This window comes from Mycetocola sp. JXN-3 (assembly GCF_014522285.1).
Taxonomy (GTDB): Bacteria; Actinomycetota; Actinomycetes; order Actinomycetales; family Microbacteriaceae; genus Mycetocola; species Mycetocola saprophilus.
Genome location: NZ_CP041635.1, coordinates 2,311,360 through 2,328,140, shown reverse-complemented (window position 1 = coordinate 2,328,140; position 16,781 = coordinate 2,311,360). Strand labels below are relative to the sequence as shown.

The window sequence follows — 16,781 nt, the reverse complement described above, 5'->3', positions numbered from 1 at the left end:
GTGCGGGTTCCCCTGAACTGGCTGGCTGAATACGTAGATCTCGAGCCCGGAGCGACCCCCGAGTCGGTCCAGGAGGCCCTGGTCAAGGTGGGTCTGGAAGAGGAGGACGTGCACACGTTCGACCTCACCGGACCGATCGTGGTCGGCGAGGTGCTGGAGTTCACCCCCGAGGAGCAGTCCAACGGTAAAACCATCAACTGGTGCCGCGTGCGCGTGGCCGCGGACGGCGAATCCGCCGCCGATGGTGGCGACGCGATTCACGGCATCGTCTGTGGTGCGCACAACTTCCGCGTGGGTGACAAGGTAGTTGTCACCCTGCCCGGTGCCGTGCTGCCCGGAAACTTCGTCATCGCACCGCGCAAGACCTACGGTCACGTCTCCGAGGGCATGATGGCCTCGGCCCGCGAGCTGGGCCTGGGCGACGAGCACGATGGCATCATCGTGCTCTCGACCTACGGCATCGACGCCCCCGTGGGCACCCCGGCCCTGCCGCTGCTGGGCCTGGATGACTCCGCGGTGGAGATCAACGTGACCCCGGACCGCGGCTACGCGTTCTCGGTGCGCGGTGTGGCCCGCGAGTACTCGCACGCCACCGGTGCGGCCTTCCGCGACCCGGCCCTTGCGCCCGCCGCGCTGGAGGCCACCGGCTTCTCGGTCGAGATCAAGGATGATGCCCCCATTCGCGGCGTGGTGGGGGCCGACGCCTTCACGACCCGTGTGGTGCGCGGCGTGGACGCCACCCGTCCGACTCCGCCGTGGCTGGTCGCGCGCCTCTCCCTCGCGGGAGTGCGCTCGATCTCGCTGCTGGTGGATATCACCAACTATGTGATGTTCGAGCTGGGTCAGCCGATCCACGGATACGACCTCGACAAGGTTGCCGGCGGACTGGTGGTGCGTCGCGCCGAGAAGGGGGAGACCCTGGTCACCCTCGACGGGACCGAGCGCAAGCTGCACCCCGAAGACCTGGTGATCGCCGATGACTCCGGGGCGATCGGCCTGGCCGGTGTCATGGGTGGCGCAACCACCGAGATTAGCGACACCACCACCGATGTGCTGATCGAGGCCGCGCACTTCTCGCCGGTGTCGATCGCGCGTACCGCTCGTCGTCACAAGCTGCCCTCCGAGGCGTCCAAGCGCTTCGAGCGCGGGGTCGACCCGCGCCTGGGCCGTGCCGCCGCCGCGCGCGTGGCCGAGCTGTTGGTCGAGCTGGCCGGTGGAACGATCGACTCGCTCGGTCAGACCATCGTCGCCGACGAGGCACCCGAGGCGATCTTGCTGCCCGCGGGCTACGTGAGCGGCCTGATCGGCACCGAGTACACCGTGGCCGAGGAAACTTCGGCCCTGGAAGAGATCGGTGCCGAGGTGACCGCCGTGGAGGGTGGCCTGAGCGTGGTGCGTCCCACCTGGCGTTCGGACATCACCGACCCCTGCGACCTCGCCGAGGAAATCGCGCGGATCATCGGCTATGACCGCATCCCCTCGCGCCTGCCCGTCGCCCCGCCCGGACGCGGCCTGACCCGCACCCAGCGTGCGCGTCGCCGCGTGGCCCAGACCCTGGCCGCGGCCGGATCGACCGAGGTTCAGTCCTACCCGTTCGTGTCCGCCGAGACCAACAACCTGTTTGGGTCGGCGACCCCGGCCGAGGTTCCGGCAATCAAGCTGGCCAACGCCCTGGACGCACGCGAGCCGTTCCTGCGCACCTCGGTGCTGCCGGGCCTGATCGGTGTGGCCAAGCGCAACCTGGCGCGTGGCCTCGTGGACCTCTCGATCTATGAGACCGGTCTGGTGTTCCGCCCCGAGGCCGGCGTCGCGCTGGGCTACGCGGGTGAGCTGCCGAACGGGACCGTGCGTCCGAGCGAAGCCGAGCTGGCCGCGCTCAAGGCCGGTATCCCGCCGCAGCCGCACCACGTGGGTGTGCTCATTGTGGGTAATGTGACCCCCAAGCAGCCGGGGCTGGATGCCGTGCCCAGCGGCCTGACCGATGCCCTGGATGCGGTGCGTCAGGTGGCGCTGGCCGCCGGCGTGGAGATCCGGATCGAGCAGGGATCGCACCAGATCCTGCACCCGGGACGCACCGCCGCGCTGTACGTGGGGGAGACCCCGGTGGGTTACGCGGGTGAGCTCCTGCCGAGCTTCGCCGCCGAGTCGGACCTGCCGCGCACCGTGGCCGTCGCCGAGATCAACCTCGACGCCGTCCTTGCCGGAGGTACTGACATCGTCGAGGCCCAGTCGATCTATACCTTCATGGCCGCCACCCAGGATCTCTCGCTGACCGTTCCGGTCGAGGTTCCGGCAGCCGAGGTACAGGCGGCGGTTCTCGAGGGCGCGGGGGAGCTCCTGGAGCACATCCGCCTCGTTGATGACTACCGCGGCCAGGGCCTGGCCGAGGGGCACAAGTCGCTGAGCTTCGCGCTGCGCTTCCGCGCCGCCGATCGCACGCTCACCGCTGCCGAGGCCTCCGAGGCCAAGCTGGCCGGTGCCGCCCTCGCGGGCGAGCGCTTCGGCGCGGCAATCCGCGACTAGCCTACGCAAAGCAAAACGCCCGTTGTCTCCGCGAGGAGGCAACGGGCGTTTTGTGTGCCGGCGCTAGCTGTTGGGCTTGTCCCAGCCGAGCTGCTGGGCGGTCCACACCAGGCCGTAGGGCATCATGGTGCGGGCCGCGGTCCAGTTGTGTTCGAGACCCGGGTAGGTGCGCAGCGTGGTGGTGAGGCCGTGCTCGCGCAGGTCGCGGTTGATGATCTCGGCCGCGCGCAGCGACTCCCCATCATCCTGACCGATGAAGAATGTTTGGCCGGTTCCGCGTGGCAACTCACGCAGGAGGTGCGTGGGGGTGTTGATCCGCATGGCCTCGGGGTTACCCACGATGCCCTTGGAATACGGCTTGGCGTAGGGAAGTAGCGAGATGGCTGACCCAAATTCCTCGGGGTAGCGCAGCGCAAACACCAACGAGGTGAACCCGCCGGAGGACATCCCGGCAATGATGCGCTTTTTGGCCTCGGGCTCGGTGCGCAGGGTCTTATCGGCCCAGCCCACCACGTCCTTGACCATGTAGTCCTCGATCTGCGGGCCGCCGGGGAAGTTGAGCGGTTCGGTGGTGCGGCGTTCGGGCCCGGCATTGAGGTCGGGGGCAACCACGATGGCGTGCGGGAACTGCCCGGACTTCATCAGCTCTTCCAGGGTCACATCGATCCGGCCGCCGGCAAACCAGTCGGCGGCGCTGCCGGGAGAGCCGTGCATCGCGTAGATCACCGGGTAGCGGCGGTCGTTGCCAGGCTTGTCATAGTCCGGCGGGAGGTACACCCAGGCACCGGAGCTCGGGACGTCCTTGGCGGTGGAGGGGATGGTGGCCAGGAAAGAGTATCCGGTGGTGGAGGTGGTGACCCGACGCTCGGAGGTGGGCAGCGTGGTGGTGCCGGATCCCTGCACGGGCTTCTTATTGGAGACGACGTGGGGTTTCTGTGGGGTATCGCTCAGCCAGCGCTGCACCGAGGACACCGAGGGCAGATAGCCGACCCAGGCGTTGACCCCCAGTGCCAGGGAGCCGATCAGCACGATGGTGATCGGGGTCCACCAGAGGAATCCACGACGCACACGGCGGGTACGACGCTTGGGGTCACGGCGGGCGCGCCAAATCCACAGACCGATCAGGACAACCGCGATCGCCAGCCCGATGATGCTCGGCCAGTAGGTGGCGAGCAGGTCGGTGCCGGCGGCACCGTTCTCGAGCGACGGGGGGATGTCGATGGGTTTGTCGGGATTCATTGTGGCCTCCAGGTGCGCGATCTCGTTCCGGGGAACGGAACCGCCGCTGCCGGCGACAACCGGCAAAGTGCTGTGTATACGTCAGCCTTGATTTTAGGTCCCAGCGGGGGAGGGGGAATCGTCTCAGAGGCTGATATTTACGGTGGATGGCGTGTTTTCGCGGGACTCCTCAAGAATTCGCGGGTGTTTTTCAGGAATTCACCGGCTGTTCTTCGGCGGGCCGCCCACAAAAGGGCGGATCACGGCGCGCAAATAACCATCGTCATGTGGGGAAATCGGGGGTGCATACCATCCGTCAACGTGACAAGCTGGAGGGGTGTCCGGTCCTGTGAACTCTCATCCCGATCCCTCCGACAGCGGCGACGCCTGGGTCTACGCGCCCGATGGCCGTCAATTCTGGGGAACCTACGGTGCCTCGGGCCTGCTGGCCTTCGACCGCGTCCGCGGGGTCCTCCTGCAGCACCGGGTCGAGTGGAGCCACTTCGGTGGCACCTGGGCGCTGCCCGGGGGTGCGCGTCATCGCGGGGAGAGCGCCGTGGATGGGGCGTTCCGCGAGGCGGCCGAGGAGGCCGGGGTGCCCGATGGCGCCGTCCGCCCGCGCTTCAGTGCGGTCCTGGATCTGGGCTTCTGGTCGTATACCACCGTGGTGGGGGACGTGACCATCCCCTTCGAGCCGGAGATTACCGATCCCGAGAGCCTCGAGCTGCGCTGGGTTCCGCTGGACGAGGTCGACACCCTGCCGCTGCACCCCGGATTCGAGCAGTCCTGGCCGGCGCTGCGGGCGGAGCTGGAGCGTTCGGAGACGATCGTGGTGGACGCCGCCAATGTGATCGGTGCGCGCCCGGATGGCTGGTGGAACGATCGCGCCGGGGCTGCCGACCGGCTGCTGCTGGCGCTGGAACGCCTGGCCGAGGAGGGGATCCCTGCCGACGCGCTGGGCCTCGGGCACTCGCACTGGTGGCCGCGTTTCCGCGTTGTCCTGGAGGGCGCGGCCCGGGGTGCCGAGATCCGCGACGCTCAGGTTCCCGAACTCACCGTCGTGCGGGCTCCGGGCGAGGGCGACGAGACGATTGTGCACGTGGTGCGCGAACTGGCCCAGCGCACCCCGCCGCATACGGTGTGGACGATCACCAGCGATCGCGGCCTGCGGGAGCGGGTCGAGGCCAAGGGATCTCGGATCCTCGGATCCCGCTGGCTCTGGGATCGAATCGACGCGCTCTCGGACTAGGTTCGGGGCTTTTTCCGCCGGTCCGTGAGAGGATCATCGCGAAGTGTCTCGACCCCGGGGAAAGGATAATCTCGCATGTTTGGTAGCTATGTCGCGCTGGGCGATTCCTTTACCGAGGGCATGGGGGATGAGCTGCCGGGTGGGCTGATTCGAGGCTGGGCCGATCTGGTTGCCCTGGGTCTCGGACAGGCCGCGGGGGCTCCGATTCGCTATGCGAACCTGGCGATCCGTGGCAAGAAGGTGGGCGGCATCCTCACCGAACAGGTCGAGCCCACCGTGCGGATGCGTCCCGAGCTGGTGAGCCTGAACGGTGGCGGCAACGACATCATGCGGGTGCGGGTGTCGATCGCGCGCACCGCGAAGCTGATGATCGACGCGGCCGAACGCCTGCGGGATGCCGGATCTCACGTGCTGCTGGTGTGTCAGCCGAACCCCGGCCAGCATCTGCCGCTGGGGGCGCTGCTCTCGTCGCGGGGTCATGCGGTGGCGGCGGAGATTCGCTCGCGGGTGCCCGAGGGCGTGACCCTGATCGATAACTGGTCCGATCCGGCCCTCAGTGAGGGACGCTACTGGGCCGACGATAACCTGCACCTCAATACCCTGGGGCACACCCGGGTCGCGGCCACGGTACTTTCGGCGCTGAACGTCCCGGTCCCGGTGGAGTGGGCGGTGGATGAGGTGGCTCGCTGGCCCGACCGGGGTGCGCGCAGGCGCGACCGTGCCTACTATCTGGAGCACGTGCTGCCCTGGGTGGTGCGCCGGGTGACCGGGCGGAGCGCCGGGGACGGCAAGAGCGCCAAGCTGCCGCTGCTGGAGACGGTGCAGATTCCCGGGCCCGAGCGGCCCACGCGGCTGGCACTGTCGTAGGTTCGTGGCTGGGCCGGGCGGTGTAGAGCCGCGCGGTGCTGCGCCGCGTAGCTTGTTGTTATCTGTCCTGGCCTGTCGTGCCGAGCCGTGCCGTGCCCCGCCCCGCCCTGCCCTGCCTTTTCCGGTGAGGCCAAATGGGTGCGGGGCGGTGCGGTGCGGGTGACCACCGGTAGGAGTTTCCCCGATGGTGCGGCGTTCTGCGGGCGGCTGTGAGAGGATTTTTGAGACGTCCCGGAGGGCGTCGCGGAGGAGCGTTGATGTATTCCAGCTATGTCGCGGTGGGCGATAGCTTCAGCGAGGGCCTGGGCGATCCGCTGCCCGACGGCAGCGTGCGCGGCTGGACCGACCTGGTCGCCCTGGCGCTGGGCCGAAACGCCGGTTCTCCCATCCGCTACGCGAACCTGGCGATCCGCGGCAAGAAGTTGGAACCGATCATCGCCGAGCAGGTGGAACCGGCGCTCGCGCTGGGGGCCGAGCTGGTGACCTTCAACGGCGCGGGTAACGACATCATGCGTCCGCGCGTCTCGATCGACGCGGTGGCCGCCCGCCTGGTTGAGGCCGCCGAACGCCTGGGCTCCGGCGGTGCCCGGGTCATCGTGGTGAGCGGGGGAAACCCCAGCGGACATATTCCGATGGGCCGACTGGTATCGGGCCGCGGAGACGAGCTGGCCGCCGCGGTGCTGCACCGGCTGCCCGCGGGCATGACCTACGTGGATAACTGGTCGGATGCGGTGCTCGCCCAGGGCCGATTCTGGTCGGCGGATAACCTGCACCTGAACACGATCGGTCACATCCGCGTGGCCGCCAACGTGCTGACCACGCTGGGCGTCCCGGTGCCGGTCGAGTGGGCCGTGTCCGAGACCGCGGCGATGCCGGATTCGGGCGCGCGGGGGCGCGACCGGGCCTACTACCGCGAGCACGTACTGCCGTGGGTCGGACGCCGACTCACCGGACGCAGCTCGGGGGATGGGCGTCCACCCAAGTTTGCGACGCTGGCCCCGGTGATCATCCCGGACCCCATCGTCCAGGCGTCGTAGTTTTCCATGTCTCGCACTGTGACGCGGGACATGGCAGCCGATCGACTCTCCCCGGTACGATCGGCGAGGAATCCCCGATGAAAAGAGGAACGAATGCTGGTTGAACCGGATATCGAGTGGGTACGCGGGTACCAGGGGGTTGCCACCGCGCCCGAGGATCTGGAGTCCTTCTGGACCCGGACGCTTGATCAGGCGGCGGCGCATCCGCTGAACGCCCGGTTTGTCCGCGTGGCCGAGCGGCTACGCCTGGTCGACGTCTATGACGTGACCTTCGCCGGTTTTGACGGACAGGAGGTGCGGGCCTGGCTGCGCGTTCCCGCGGGAACCGACCTGGATGCTGCCGGAGACCTGGCGGCCGTGGTGACCTATGTCGGGTACGGCGGCGGTCGCGGCGAGCCCGAGGACGACCTGCTCTGGGCCAGCTCGGGCTTCGCCCACCTGCACATGGATACCCGCGGACAGGGTTCGGCGTGGAGTCGCGGCGACACCGGCGATATCGCGACCCAGGGTCCGACCGTCCCGGGACACATGACCCGCGGCATCGATGACCCGGAAAACTACTACTATCGCCGCCTGATCACCGACGCGGTGCGCGCGGTCGATGTGGCGCTGGGCGTGGCGGCGATCGACTCCTCGCGGATCGCGGTGCAGGGTCACAGCCAGGGTGGCGGACTCGCCCTCGCGGTGTCGGGGCTGCGGTCGGATGTGGCGGCGGTGATCGCCCAGGAGCCGTTCCTGTCCGACTTCCCGCGCTCGGTGCGCGCGGCCACGCAGAAGCCGTATCGGGAGATTGGCGAGTACCTGGCCATCCACCGCGGCGACGCGGCCGAGGTGTTCGGGGTGCTGTCCTACTTTGACGTCTCGAACCTGGTGGGCCGCGCAAGCGCCCCGGCGCTGGTGACGGTTTCGCTGATGGACCCGATCTGCCTGCCCTCAACCGTCTATGCGGCCTACAACCGCTATGCGGGCCGGAAGCGGATCATCGAGTGGGAGTTCAACTCGCATGAGGGCGGCCAGACGCTGACCTCGCGTGCGGCAATCGGCTTCCTGGATGAGGTGTTCGCGGCGGAGTAGCCGTTTGGTGATCTGCCGGCGCGCGAACTCGGTTGCCGGGCTACCGGTGGTTGAGGTGAGCGCGCTTCTGCTCGCGACGTATTCGCCGCGGTGCCGTTTATAAACGCAGTGTGCGGCCGGGTCCAGTGGGCCCGGCCGCACACTTTTGCAATCCGCGCCCACGCCGATCCGCGGCCTCCCCGATCGGACTAGCATGGGGCAACGGTACCGCCTGCATTGCGGATGCCGCCGGCCCGCGCGTGGCCGGCCGGGTTGTGACGGCGACGGGGAGTAACCGGTGGGTGCAGAGAGCGTGGAGCGGGTTGTGGAGCCGGAGGGCGCGGAGCAGAGTGCGGATATAGCCCTCTCCGGTCCTGGTCGTGATCCCGAGCGGATCGAGGCGGGCCTGGATGAGCTGGTCGAGCGCGCCCGTGCGCTGATCGTCCCGGGGGAGCGCCGACTGCTGGGAATGGCGGGTGCGCCGGGGGCCGGAAAGTCGACCCTGGCCGCACGCATCGTCGCCGAGCTGGGGGAGGAGGCGACGCTGGTCCCGATGGACGGCTATCACCTCTCGCGTGCCGTACTCGCCGACCTCGGCCGCACCGACCGCAAGGGTGCCCCGGACACGTTTGATGCCGCGGGTTTCGTCGCGCTGCTGGGCCGCCTGCAGGAGGCGCGGGAGACGGTGTACGTTCCAAGCTACGACCGCGACCTGCACGAGCCGGTGGCGGCGGCGCTCGCCGTGTCTCCGGTCACGCCCCTGCTGATCGTGGAGGGCAACTATCTGCTGCTGGATGATCCCGAGTGGGCACCGGCCCGAGAGTTCCTCGACGCCGCGTGGTACGTGGAAATCCCCACCGGCCTGCGCACCGAACGCCTGGTCGCCCGCCACGAGGCCCACGGCAAATCCCCCGAGCACGCCCGCGAATGGGTCTTCCGCAGCGACGAAGCCAACGCCCGCCTGATCGAGGCCTCCGCGGTCAACGCGGACCTGATCGTCACGCCGGTGCAGGACTAAACGGCTCCCCTCACGCCGCTCCGCCCCGGCGACACGCGCACCCCGCCACCCGTTTTCTCTTTCACCCCCGTTTCGCGCTACTATAAATGAGTTGCCGGAAACGACAACGGGCTGTGGCGCAGCTTGGTAGCGCACTTGACTGGGGGTCAAGGGGTCGCAGGTTCAAATCCTGTCAGCCCGACCAAAGAAACCCAGGTGAGAAGATTTCTCGCCTGGGTTTCGTCGTTTCCGTCGTCCCCTGAGCAGAGGTATATGGAAGCATTTTACCGCGGGTACTCTGCTATCCGAGTTGCTTCAATTGCGGCTGTTGCGACGTGCCGGGACCCGGTGGAGAGAAGAAGTCTGCTTAGGACACGATCTGGCACCCTCATCGCCGTCGTGGTGCCGTCGTCTTTTGGCTGGAAGGTAACGGGCTCTCGTGACAGGGGTTTTCGTGTTCGTCGAAAAACGCGTTGGCACCTGCTGCAGCCTCAGTGAGATGACTGCTATCTAGAGGGAGCCGACGGACACTATCGACATAGGCGTTCATTCTCTTGAGACTCGTCCACTTTCCGAGGTTCGCCGTATCTTGGTGATGCCAGGACCAAATACACGCGGATCCCCACAAGCTGGAGTGTGGCAGACCGTTCGGGAGGTATTTCGGGCACACAACAATCTGAACCAGCCACACCACGATAATTCCGCGTGGGAAACTGAGAATCAGTAGATTCCCCTAAGTAGGCTCTGGAACGCCAGCATCTACATTCGCATGTTTCTCAGTAGATGGATGCTGACGAACGCACTCATCTGCAAACCACACACCCAATGCGGCCTCAAATGGGGTGTCTTCGCGATGCTCCCTGGCCGCGTCTGCCTACCGGTAGCAGTTAGCCTCATCGCGCTGGTCGACCGCGGCTGAAACACAGAGATTTGCCTCGTGGTGTTCCTCACGCTCTGGAATGCGCTGAAATTATTGCTCGTCGGCTCGCGGAGCTTCGGACTGCTGGTTCGTGAGTGAGCGAGGGACGCAAGTTTGCGCCGACGGAGTGGTGTCCCCTGCTTCACCTTCCACGGGTATCGCAGCACCCGTGGCTTGGCAACAGTGCTTTACTTCGACGTTTGGCATCAGCAACCGGACAGCTGGCCCTCATGCCAACTTGTCGACACTCGAATGATGGCGCTTCTGTTGGCTCCCGGTACCCTAAGATACGTAAACGGATCAACCAGCTAGCCTTTGTCTTTGGATGAGAATTAGCCCAGTTCGGATCGTGAATCACGCACCACGACCTCGCGCTGGTATACGACGGCGTAGAACGGGAACTAAATAAGTGAATCAGACCAACCACCTCAGCGTCGAGGAGTTGCGGGACATCGTCCAAGATGCGCACCTCAACTTCCTTCTCGGCGCTGGCGCATCAGCAGACCTGTTCGCCCCTCTCGGTGCTGTCGAGGACTGGCTCACATATCTCACGCAGATCGGCGACATCCCCGCCACAACGCTGAATCGAGTACGGGCCTCTGTGTATGCCTATTTCTTTGAAGGCGTCATCGATCCCAACACGAGCGTGATCAATGAAACAGTCGTGGCTGACCCGATCCTCGAAACCTACCGCGGGTTCCTCCGCACCCTAAACACGCTTCTCGTCCGGCGACGAAGCTCAATTCTCGATAAACAGGTCAACATCTTCACCACCAACGTTGACCTCGCGACCGAGGTTGCTGCCGAGGAACTTCAGCTCGAACTGAACGACGGCTTCTCAGGGCGCTACCTGCCAATTTTTAGCGCTAGCAATTTCGGAACTGTGAAGTCCCGACGCAGTCTCCAGTACGACAACCTTGCGGAAGTACCGACATTCAACCTCTTTAAGCTGCACGGATCCACCAGCTGGGCCGCACGCAAGATCGACCTCGGAGAAGAGACCAAGGAAGTCATCACCTTCAACCCGAGTACGGAGGTCTTCGACGCTATTCGAGGAACCCTCCAGACGGCTAAGGACGCGCTCTACGAGGTCGACAAAAAAACCAAGATCGACAAGCTAACACGGGACGCGGACGAGCCGACACCGTCGGAAGAGGCCGTGTTGGGTGCGTTCATGGCGGAGTACGAGCGGCTCGCAATCGTGAACCCCACCAAGGACAAATTCGGCCTGACGGTCCTGAACCAGAACTACTACGATCTGCTCCGCATTTTCTCGAACACCCTCGAGAAGGAAAACAGCGTCCTGTTCGTCATTGGGTTCTCCTGTCGGGACGAGCACATTCGCGAACTCATCATCCGCGCAGCACGGACCAACCCGACACTCCAGATTATCGTCTTCGCCTACCATCCTGACGAAGTACAAGCCCTCAAAGATCGCCTCAACGCGGACCTCGCGGCCAACGGCAACATCCTCGTGCTCAGCACGCCCAAGAAAGCTAAGAAGGCAGATCAAGAGACCTACACTCTAAGCAGCATCACGAAGACGTTCTTCGAACCGCTATTGCCAAAGGCCCCGCGCAAGCCCGACAGTGTCGTTGACGTTCGACTCAAGCTCACGGAACCACTGGAGCTCGATGATGATCAGCACTGAGGCCGAGCTCCAAGAACTCTCGGTTTTCAGGATCGGTAGCGTCATTGAGATCAGTGGTCGAACTGTACGAATCCGTGTTGACAAGTCTAAGAACGGATCCCACCTTCTCTATCAAGGTAAGACGCTGCGGAACGTGTCCGTGGGCGGCTACATAAAGATCGCTAAGGGTTTCTACGACATCATCGCTAAGGTCGACGGCGAGGCTGTTGCCGAGGACAATGACCCCCGGTCCCTCTACAGCAGCAAGCGTTCACACATCGACCGAACCCTGACTGTCAGCCTGCTGGGATACTTCGACAGAGAGGGTAAGTTCCGCCGAGGAGTCAAAGAACTCCCTCTGATCAACAACGATTGCTTCCTCCTCACGCAAGCTGAGTTCGATGAGATCCACAGCTTTGTCGGCCCCGATGACGTCGCACTCACGATCGGGAGCCTCGCGATGGAGAAAGGACAGCAGGTTAACATCGGCGTCGACGCCGTCTTTGCAAGCCACATCGGAATCTTTGGCAACACGGGAAGCGGCAAGTCCTATACACTCGCATCTGTCTACCACCAACTTTTCGAACAGTACAAGTACTCCGAGCAGTTCAAAAAGAATGCGAAATTTGTGCTTATCGATTTCAACGGGGAGTACGTCAACACCTCGGAAGATACTGAAGACCATCGCTCAACTTCCGTCATCACTGGCAACGTACTAAAGCGCGATTACGTACTCTCAACTGGAGGCACGGGCGGAGACCGACTCCCCATCTCGAAGGAGACTGCCGAGGATCCAGTTTTTTGGACCGTTCTTCTTGACGCCTCTGAGAAGACACAAGCCCCATTTATCCAACGAACTCTTGAGAGCACCTACTGGGACGAGAAGCTCCAAGACGATGAAGCCCTCAAACATGAAATTGGCTACATCGTCTTCAACGCTGTGAAGAACGGTGACTCCGCCCAAGACCGCGCATCGATCAATCATTTCCTCAAAGAAGTAGCACTCGCACTCGGACCAAACGCGCCGCACGAACTGGCCGATTACACCGACCAGTTGCACGCCAAACTCGGATACCACAACGTAGGGAAGACCTTTTACTACCGGGATGACGTTCGCGGTGACGTCTACGCTAACGTGCCTGCCCATGACCAATACTTCAAGGAACTGACGCTAGAGGCGATAAAGCGCCAGGATCTTTCATTCGGTCTCGTAGACCACATGAACCGGATCAGATTCAAACTCATCATCCAGTACTACAGCGACGTGTTCCGGGGCTTCGCAAACCGTGAGCACCTTGGCCCGGTTATCAAACGCCTCGAAACACGCATGCCCGCGATTCAGAAACTCCTCGAGGTCTCCGAAGGGGACCTCCTGACGCAGCCTTTGACGGTGATCTCGCTCCGGGACGTGAACCTTGATATGAAGAAGGTCATCCCGTTGCTGCTGTGCCGCCAACTCTACGACCGCAAGAAGAAGGCCGAGAAGGGCACTTTTCTCAACATCATCATCGACGAGGCGCACAACATCCTGTCGACAGTCTCTGCACGCGAGAGCGAAAGCTGGAAGGACTACCGGCTTGAAACCTTCGAAGAGATCGTCAAAGAGGGACGAAAATTCGGCGTCTTCCTCACTATCGCGAGCCAAAGACCTCACGACATCTCAGACACCATCGTTTCGCAACTCCACAACTACTTCCTCCACCGCCTTGTAAACAACCTCGACATCCACGCGATCGAAAAGGCCGTCTCGTACCTCGACAAGATTTCCTTCGAATCCCTTCCAATCCTCCCGACGGGCACCTGCATACTCTCAGGAGTCTCCACGCAAGTGCCGGTTGTGGTTTCAGTCTCGGCGCTCGAGCCCCCGTACGAGCCAAACAGCAAGACCATGACCCTCAATGACAAATGGCAGCCACAACCAGACGAAGCAGTAGAGGCCCCATGAGGGCGAAGCGCGCGCACATGGTCTCCCGCGCCTACCTGAAGCAGTGGGCAGACAAGGGCGGCAACGTCGAAGTTATTGACGTCCAGGATCGACGCGGGTTCACCACTGACGTCGTCAACGCGACAGTCGTGAGCTACGCCTACCGGACCTTCTCATCCGCGACATTGAACGTGAGTTTGCAGAGCGAATCCGACTGAGCGATGAGCGGATCGTGTGGAGTGTCGTCCTCCCAGTAGCGATACCGCTCGCCGAGAAACTCTAAGAGTGAGTCCGACGGTATTGCGTCCGCATGGATAGTTAGGCCAAGGGTTGCCACGCCAGCTGCGGCGGCTGACGCGAGGTGGAGTCGGAGTGTGTCTTCATCGAAGTTCTCCGGTGACAACAGTGGATCCGTGGCGAGTGCAGGTGCGTATGCCAGGGCAATGAACGCTTCTCGTTGGGCGTCCGTCATCTGCCGAGTCAGAGTCATTCCTCGCGATGCCGCGCGGTGGTTGATGACGACGTTTGCTATGGCGATCAGCAGGTGCCAGTCGAGCCACCCTTCCGACTGGAGGCGTCTTGCGGTGCGGGTAAACTCCGCGTTGGCGAACAAGGAAGCGAGTGTTGGCCCGATCACCGCCGGAAGCGTCTTGTAGCGGTAGGCGATGTTCTCAAGGATCTTCTCGCAGTTCTTCTCGTAAGTTGAAGCGAGATTCTTCGGCCATTGCGTTTCGGGGCTGGGATTGACGAGGTCGACTGGGGCGCTCCAGCCGATGGGAAGCTCGGGGCGTTCGGACATGACTTGGATCTGTTCGGCGGTGACGAAGTCGGCTAGTTCGTCGTAGGGGCGGACGATCGCGGACTTGTGCATAAGGCCGCTAGCGAAAACGGTCTCCATGAGGGATGAGAAGTCTTGTTGCGAGAGCAGGGATTGGCTGACGAGGAAGTGCATGACGGCGCCGACGGTCTCGACGTGTATGGCTTCGAGGTCGCAATTAGCAGCGGGGGTGAGGTGCAGCTTCCATGCATCTGATGTTTGTTCGATTGAGCCGGCACCGCCCTGACCGTTGATCGCGTCGGCGTCGATTTCGATGTTCAGAGTCCCGCGGAAGAAGTGTGGATCGTATCGAGCGAAGTCCGCGAGGACAACTTGAGCTGCGGCGATGAAACGTTCAGTGACCAGGACCGCCTCACGAGCGTTCGGGCATCGAACCGACCAGGTCAATCCGAGCGCGCTCCAGTGATACTTGCGCACCGGACCAACATCGCTGAAGAGCCGGCCCATCCCGGATCTGTCGGTGATGTCAGCGATTTCCTTCTCCGTAGAGGTGGGGAGTTCGCTGACAGCGTCGAGCATGCCTGTGATCACTGGCATCAGCCCGGAGTGCTCGAGTGTTGACTCGAGTAGCGGCACTAGGGTTGGGCGAAGCGTATGGGCAGCGCGGAGAATATGACACTGGTCTTGCAGCATATTCATCAGCGCTGGATGACTGCTGAGGCTCATTGGGTCTTCGAGGTAAGCGTGCTGGGCGAGCACACCTAGATAGAACGTGTGTGTGGCTGTTAGAGACTGGCCAGCGTGGTGGTCGCAGGTGGCCGCGATGAGTAGCCCGTCTGCCGTGTACCGGTTCAGCGAAGTGTCGGTTGCGCCGCGGGCTGCGACAGCGGCGGCGAGCGCGTGTTGCTTGGCGGCGTGTGGGAGGTTCAGCTGGTAGTAGATCTTCGCCGCGAGCAGCAGCATGTTGATGCCGCCCTCGATGGTGTCGCCGTGCCACCAGTTGATCTTTGCTGCGTGAATTTCGTGGAGCGCGTCGAGGAGTTGTCCTTCACTGTGGAATTGGAAGGCGCGATCAAGGGCCCGGTCGCCACGCGCTCCTTCGCCCTCTACCCGTTCTATGGCCGCGTCGAGACCGTCACGTACGTGCTCGTAATGGGGGTGCTTCGCCAGCTTTGTTGTGTATAGGCCGAAGACCTCCGCGGTGTCTTTGACCGGGAACAGTGGCGTGTCTTCGAGGATGTCGACGAGAGCGCGCAGAGCGGTCATGCCTTTGTCAATGTCGATCAGTTCGACGCTGGACATGTCTGCCGATCGGATTCGGTCAAGAAGCGCAGCCTTGGTTCCGGAGAACGGAATCACCTCACCATCCTCATGACGCAGGTCAGCTGGATACTTCTGGTGCAGCGCTAGGTAGGCCTCCTGCGACAGTAGGAGCGCCCGCATGTTCGGGTAGGGATCCGTGGCGAGTTGATCGTCGATGCTCTTGACAAGGCCCTGGTGCCAGGCCTCTAGCTCGGAGCGTGAGATATCCGTGACGCCTCGGAGCATGGCTCCGTAGCCGAGATCGAGCAGCATTGTCGCGTCGCGAAGAATCCCGGGTTCATCGAGTGTCTCGGGGACAAGCGAGAAGAATGCTCGTACGTGTCTGTCTGCCGGGCGTAGCGTCTTGGTGCCCCGCATCGTTGCCCACGCGATCTCGAACTCCGCGCGGATAGCTACTTCGTCGCTATCCGCATGCTCAAGAAGTGTTTCTGCGAAAGCGAGCCACGCGGGCAGATCAGGCACGAGCGCCGGGTCTGTACTTGCAGATCGGAGTCCGCCACGCAGATCGATGAGGTCTCCGAGGCTGGAGGCGGGGAGCGTCCGGGCCAGCCACCGGGTCAAGTCGTTCTCGTACCATTCGGGTCGCGGGGTAGAAGATGCTGGCCGTTCCGGGGCAAGCTCCGCTGGCAGGTGGAGATAATCGACGGCGAGGTGGTACAGGTCGTGCTCGGTGAGCTCTTTAGAGATCGCGAGGGAGTCCCAGATATCTAGCGCGATGTCGTGATCAGCGCGTGCTTGCTCCTGAAGTTCGTGGCGCTTCCCGACGGCGACGGGTGCCAGAGTGAAGTAGACGACGCGATTGACGGTCTCACCGCGGCCGCAAATCGACTGTATGTCGGACCGGATCTTGGTGGTGACGTCAGCTTGCTGAGTCGTGCATGCGAGGACGACGTTCTCGTCTGTGGCACCGACGATGAAGAGCGACGTCGGCCCCTCCTCATTGGTGAGGTTGGTCCAGTAGCTTTCCGCGTCACGTCCTTGGTCACCGCCGGCCGCAACGGGCCCGGTTGCTGGCATGAGGTTGGTAGCGATGCGCTTTCGAGCGAGTCCTAAGCTGATGGTCTCGAAGTCGTGGTGTGAGTTGGTCTCAGTGAGCGTGCTCAGCCCAAACCGGATGCGTCGCTCAAGTTCTGTTGCACTGGTCATGGGCCAATCATCCCGCGATCCACGGACATTGCGTGAGCAGAGCCTGGGCGGCTGCCTGTCGCGTACGGGGTAGTCGGGTTCGTTGTGCTCGATCGTCTAGAGCTTGAGGGTGCGTGA

At 63.5% G+C, this 16,781-nt stretch carries 10 protein-coding genes and 1 tRNA gene; 9 read left to right on the top strand and 2 right to left on the bottom strand.

Translation table 11 applies throughout. From position 1 onward, the window contains the following. On the top strand, positions 1–2,523 hold the full coding sequence (gene pheT / locus C7C57_RS10590) for a phenylalanine--tRNA ligase subunit beta (RefSeq protein WP_187976394.1): 2,523 nt from the start codon (positions 1–3) through the stop codon (positions 2,521–2,523). Between the two features lie 63 nt (positions 2,524–2,586). On the opposite strand, the gene C7C57_RS10585 is transcribed toward pheT, so the two are convergent. Then, positions 2,587–3,762 (bottom strand): esterase family protein, encoded by a 1,176-nt coding sequence (locus C7C57_RS10585; protein ID WP_187976393.1) that lies wholly within the window; start codon positions 3,760–3,762, stop codon positions 2,587–2,589. Between the two features lie 328 nt (positions 3,763–4,090). On the opposite strand from C7C57_RS10585, the gene C7C57_RS10580 reads away from it, so the two are divergent. The 8 genes from C7C57_RS10580 to C7C57_RS10545 all read left to right on the top strand — a co-directional run bounded on the left by C7C57_RS10580 (position 4,091) and on the right by C7C57_RS10545 (position 13,438). Further along, positions 4,091–4,990 carry an NUDIX domain-containing protein gene (locus C7C57_RS10580; RefSeq protein WP_255505657.1) on the top strand — a complete coding sequence of 300 codons (900 nt, stop codon included), beginning with the start codon at positions 4,091–4,093 and terminating at the stop codon, positions 4,988–4,990. A 75-nt stretch (positions 4,991–5,065) separates the two neighbouring features. Then, complete coding sequence (locus tag C7C57_RS10575; RefSeq protein WP_187976391.1) at positions 5,066–5,857, top strand: SGNH/GDSL hydrolase family protein; 792 nt, start codon at positions 5,066–5,068, stop codon at positions 5,855–5,857. 257 nt (positions 5,858–6,114) lie between these two features. Further along, entirely contained in the window at positions 6,115–6,894 is a 780-nt protein-coding gene (locus tag C7C57_RS10570) for an SGNH/GDSL hydrolase family protein (protein ID WP_187976390.1), read from the top strand. 93 nt (positions 6,895–6,987) lie between these two features. Further along, positions 6,988–7,968 (top strand): acetylxylan esterase, encoded by a 981-nt coding sequence (locus C7C57_RS10565; RefSeq protein ID WP_187976389.1) that lies wholly within the window; start codon positions 6,988–6,990, stop codon positions 7,966–7,968. A gap of 277 nt (positions 7,969–8,245) precedes the next feature. Continuing rightward, positions 8,246–8,965, top strand: coding sequence for a nucleoside/nucleotide kinase family protein (locus C7C57_RS10560; protein ID WP_370581408.1), 720 nt, complete (start codon positions 8,246–8,248; stop codon positions 8,963–8,965). Between the two features lie 107 nt (positions 8,966–9,072). Further along, positions 9,073–9,149 (top strand) — tRNA-Pro (locus C7C57_RS10555). Between the two features lie 1,123 nt (positions 9,150–10,272). Continuing rightward, positions 10,273–11,514, top strand: coding sequence for an SIR2 family protein (locus C7C57_RS10550; RefSeq protein ID WP_187976388.1), 1,242 nt, complete (start codon positions 10,273–10,275; stop codon positions 11,512–11,514). Further along, positions 11,498–13,438, top strand: a complete 1,941-nt coding sequence (locus C7C57_RS10545) for an ATP-binding protein (protein WP_187976387.1) — start codon at positions 11,498–11,500, stop codon at positions 13,436–13,438. The genes C7C57_RS10550 and C7C57_RS10545 overlap by 17 nt, the downstream gene beginning before the upstream one ends. Positions 13,439–13,577: 139 nt before the next feature. Here the strand turns inward: C7C57_RS10545 and C7C57_RS10540 are convergent, their stop codons facing one another. Beyond that, positions 13,578–16,664 (bottom strand): hypothetical protein, encoded by a 3,087-nt coding sequence (locus C7C57_RS10540; protein WP_187976386.1) that lies wholly within the window; start codon positions 16,662–16,664, stop codon positions 13,578–13,580. Between the last annotated feature and the right edge of the window lie 117 nt (positions 16,665–16,781).

Coding starts and splice junctions, on each gene's coding strand:
- C7C57_RS10585 (WP_187976393.1), bottom strand. CDS start 3,762: ATGAATCCCGACAAACCCATCGACATCCCCCCGTCGCTCGAGAACGGT.
- C7C57_RS10575 (WP_187976391.1), top strand. CDS start 5,066: ATGTTTGGTAGCTATGTCGCGCTGGGCGATTCCTTTACCGAGGGCATG.
- C7C57_RS10570 (WP_187976390.1), top strand. CDS start 6,115: ATGTATTCCAGCTATGTCGCGGTGGGCGATAGCTTCAGCGAGGGCCTG.
- C7C57_RS10565 (WP_187976389.1), top strand. CDS start 6,988: ATGCTGGTTGAACCGGATATCGAGTGGGTACGCGGGTACCAGGGGGTT.
- C7C57_RS10545 (WP_187976387.1), top strand. CDS start 11,498: ATGATGATCAGCACTGAGGCCGAGCTCCAAGAACTCTCGGTTTTCAGG.
- C7C57_RS10540 (WP_187976386.1), bottom strand. CDS start 16,664: ATGACCAGTGCAACAGAACTTGAGCGACGCATCCGGTTTGGGCTGAGC.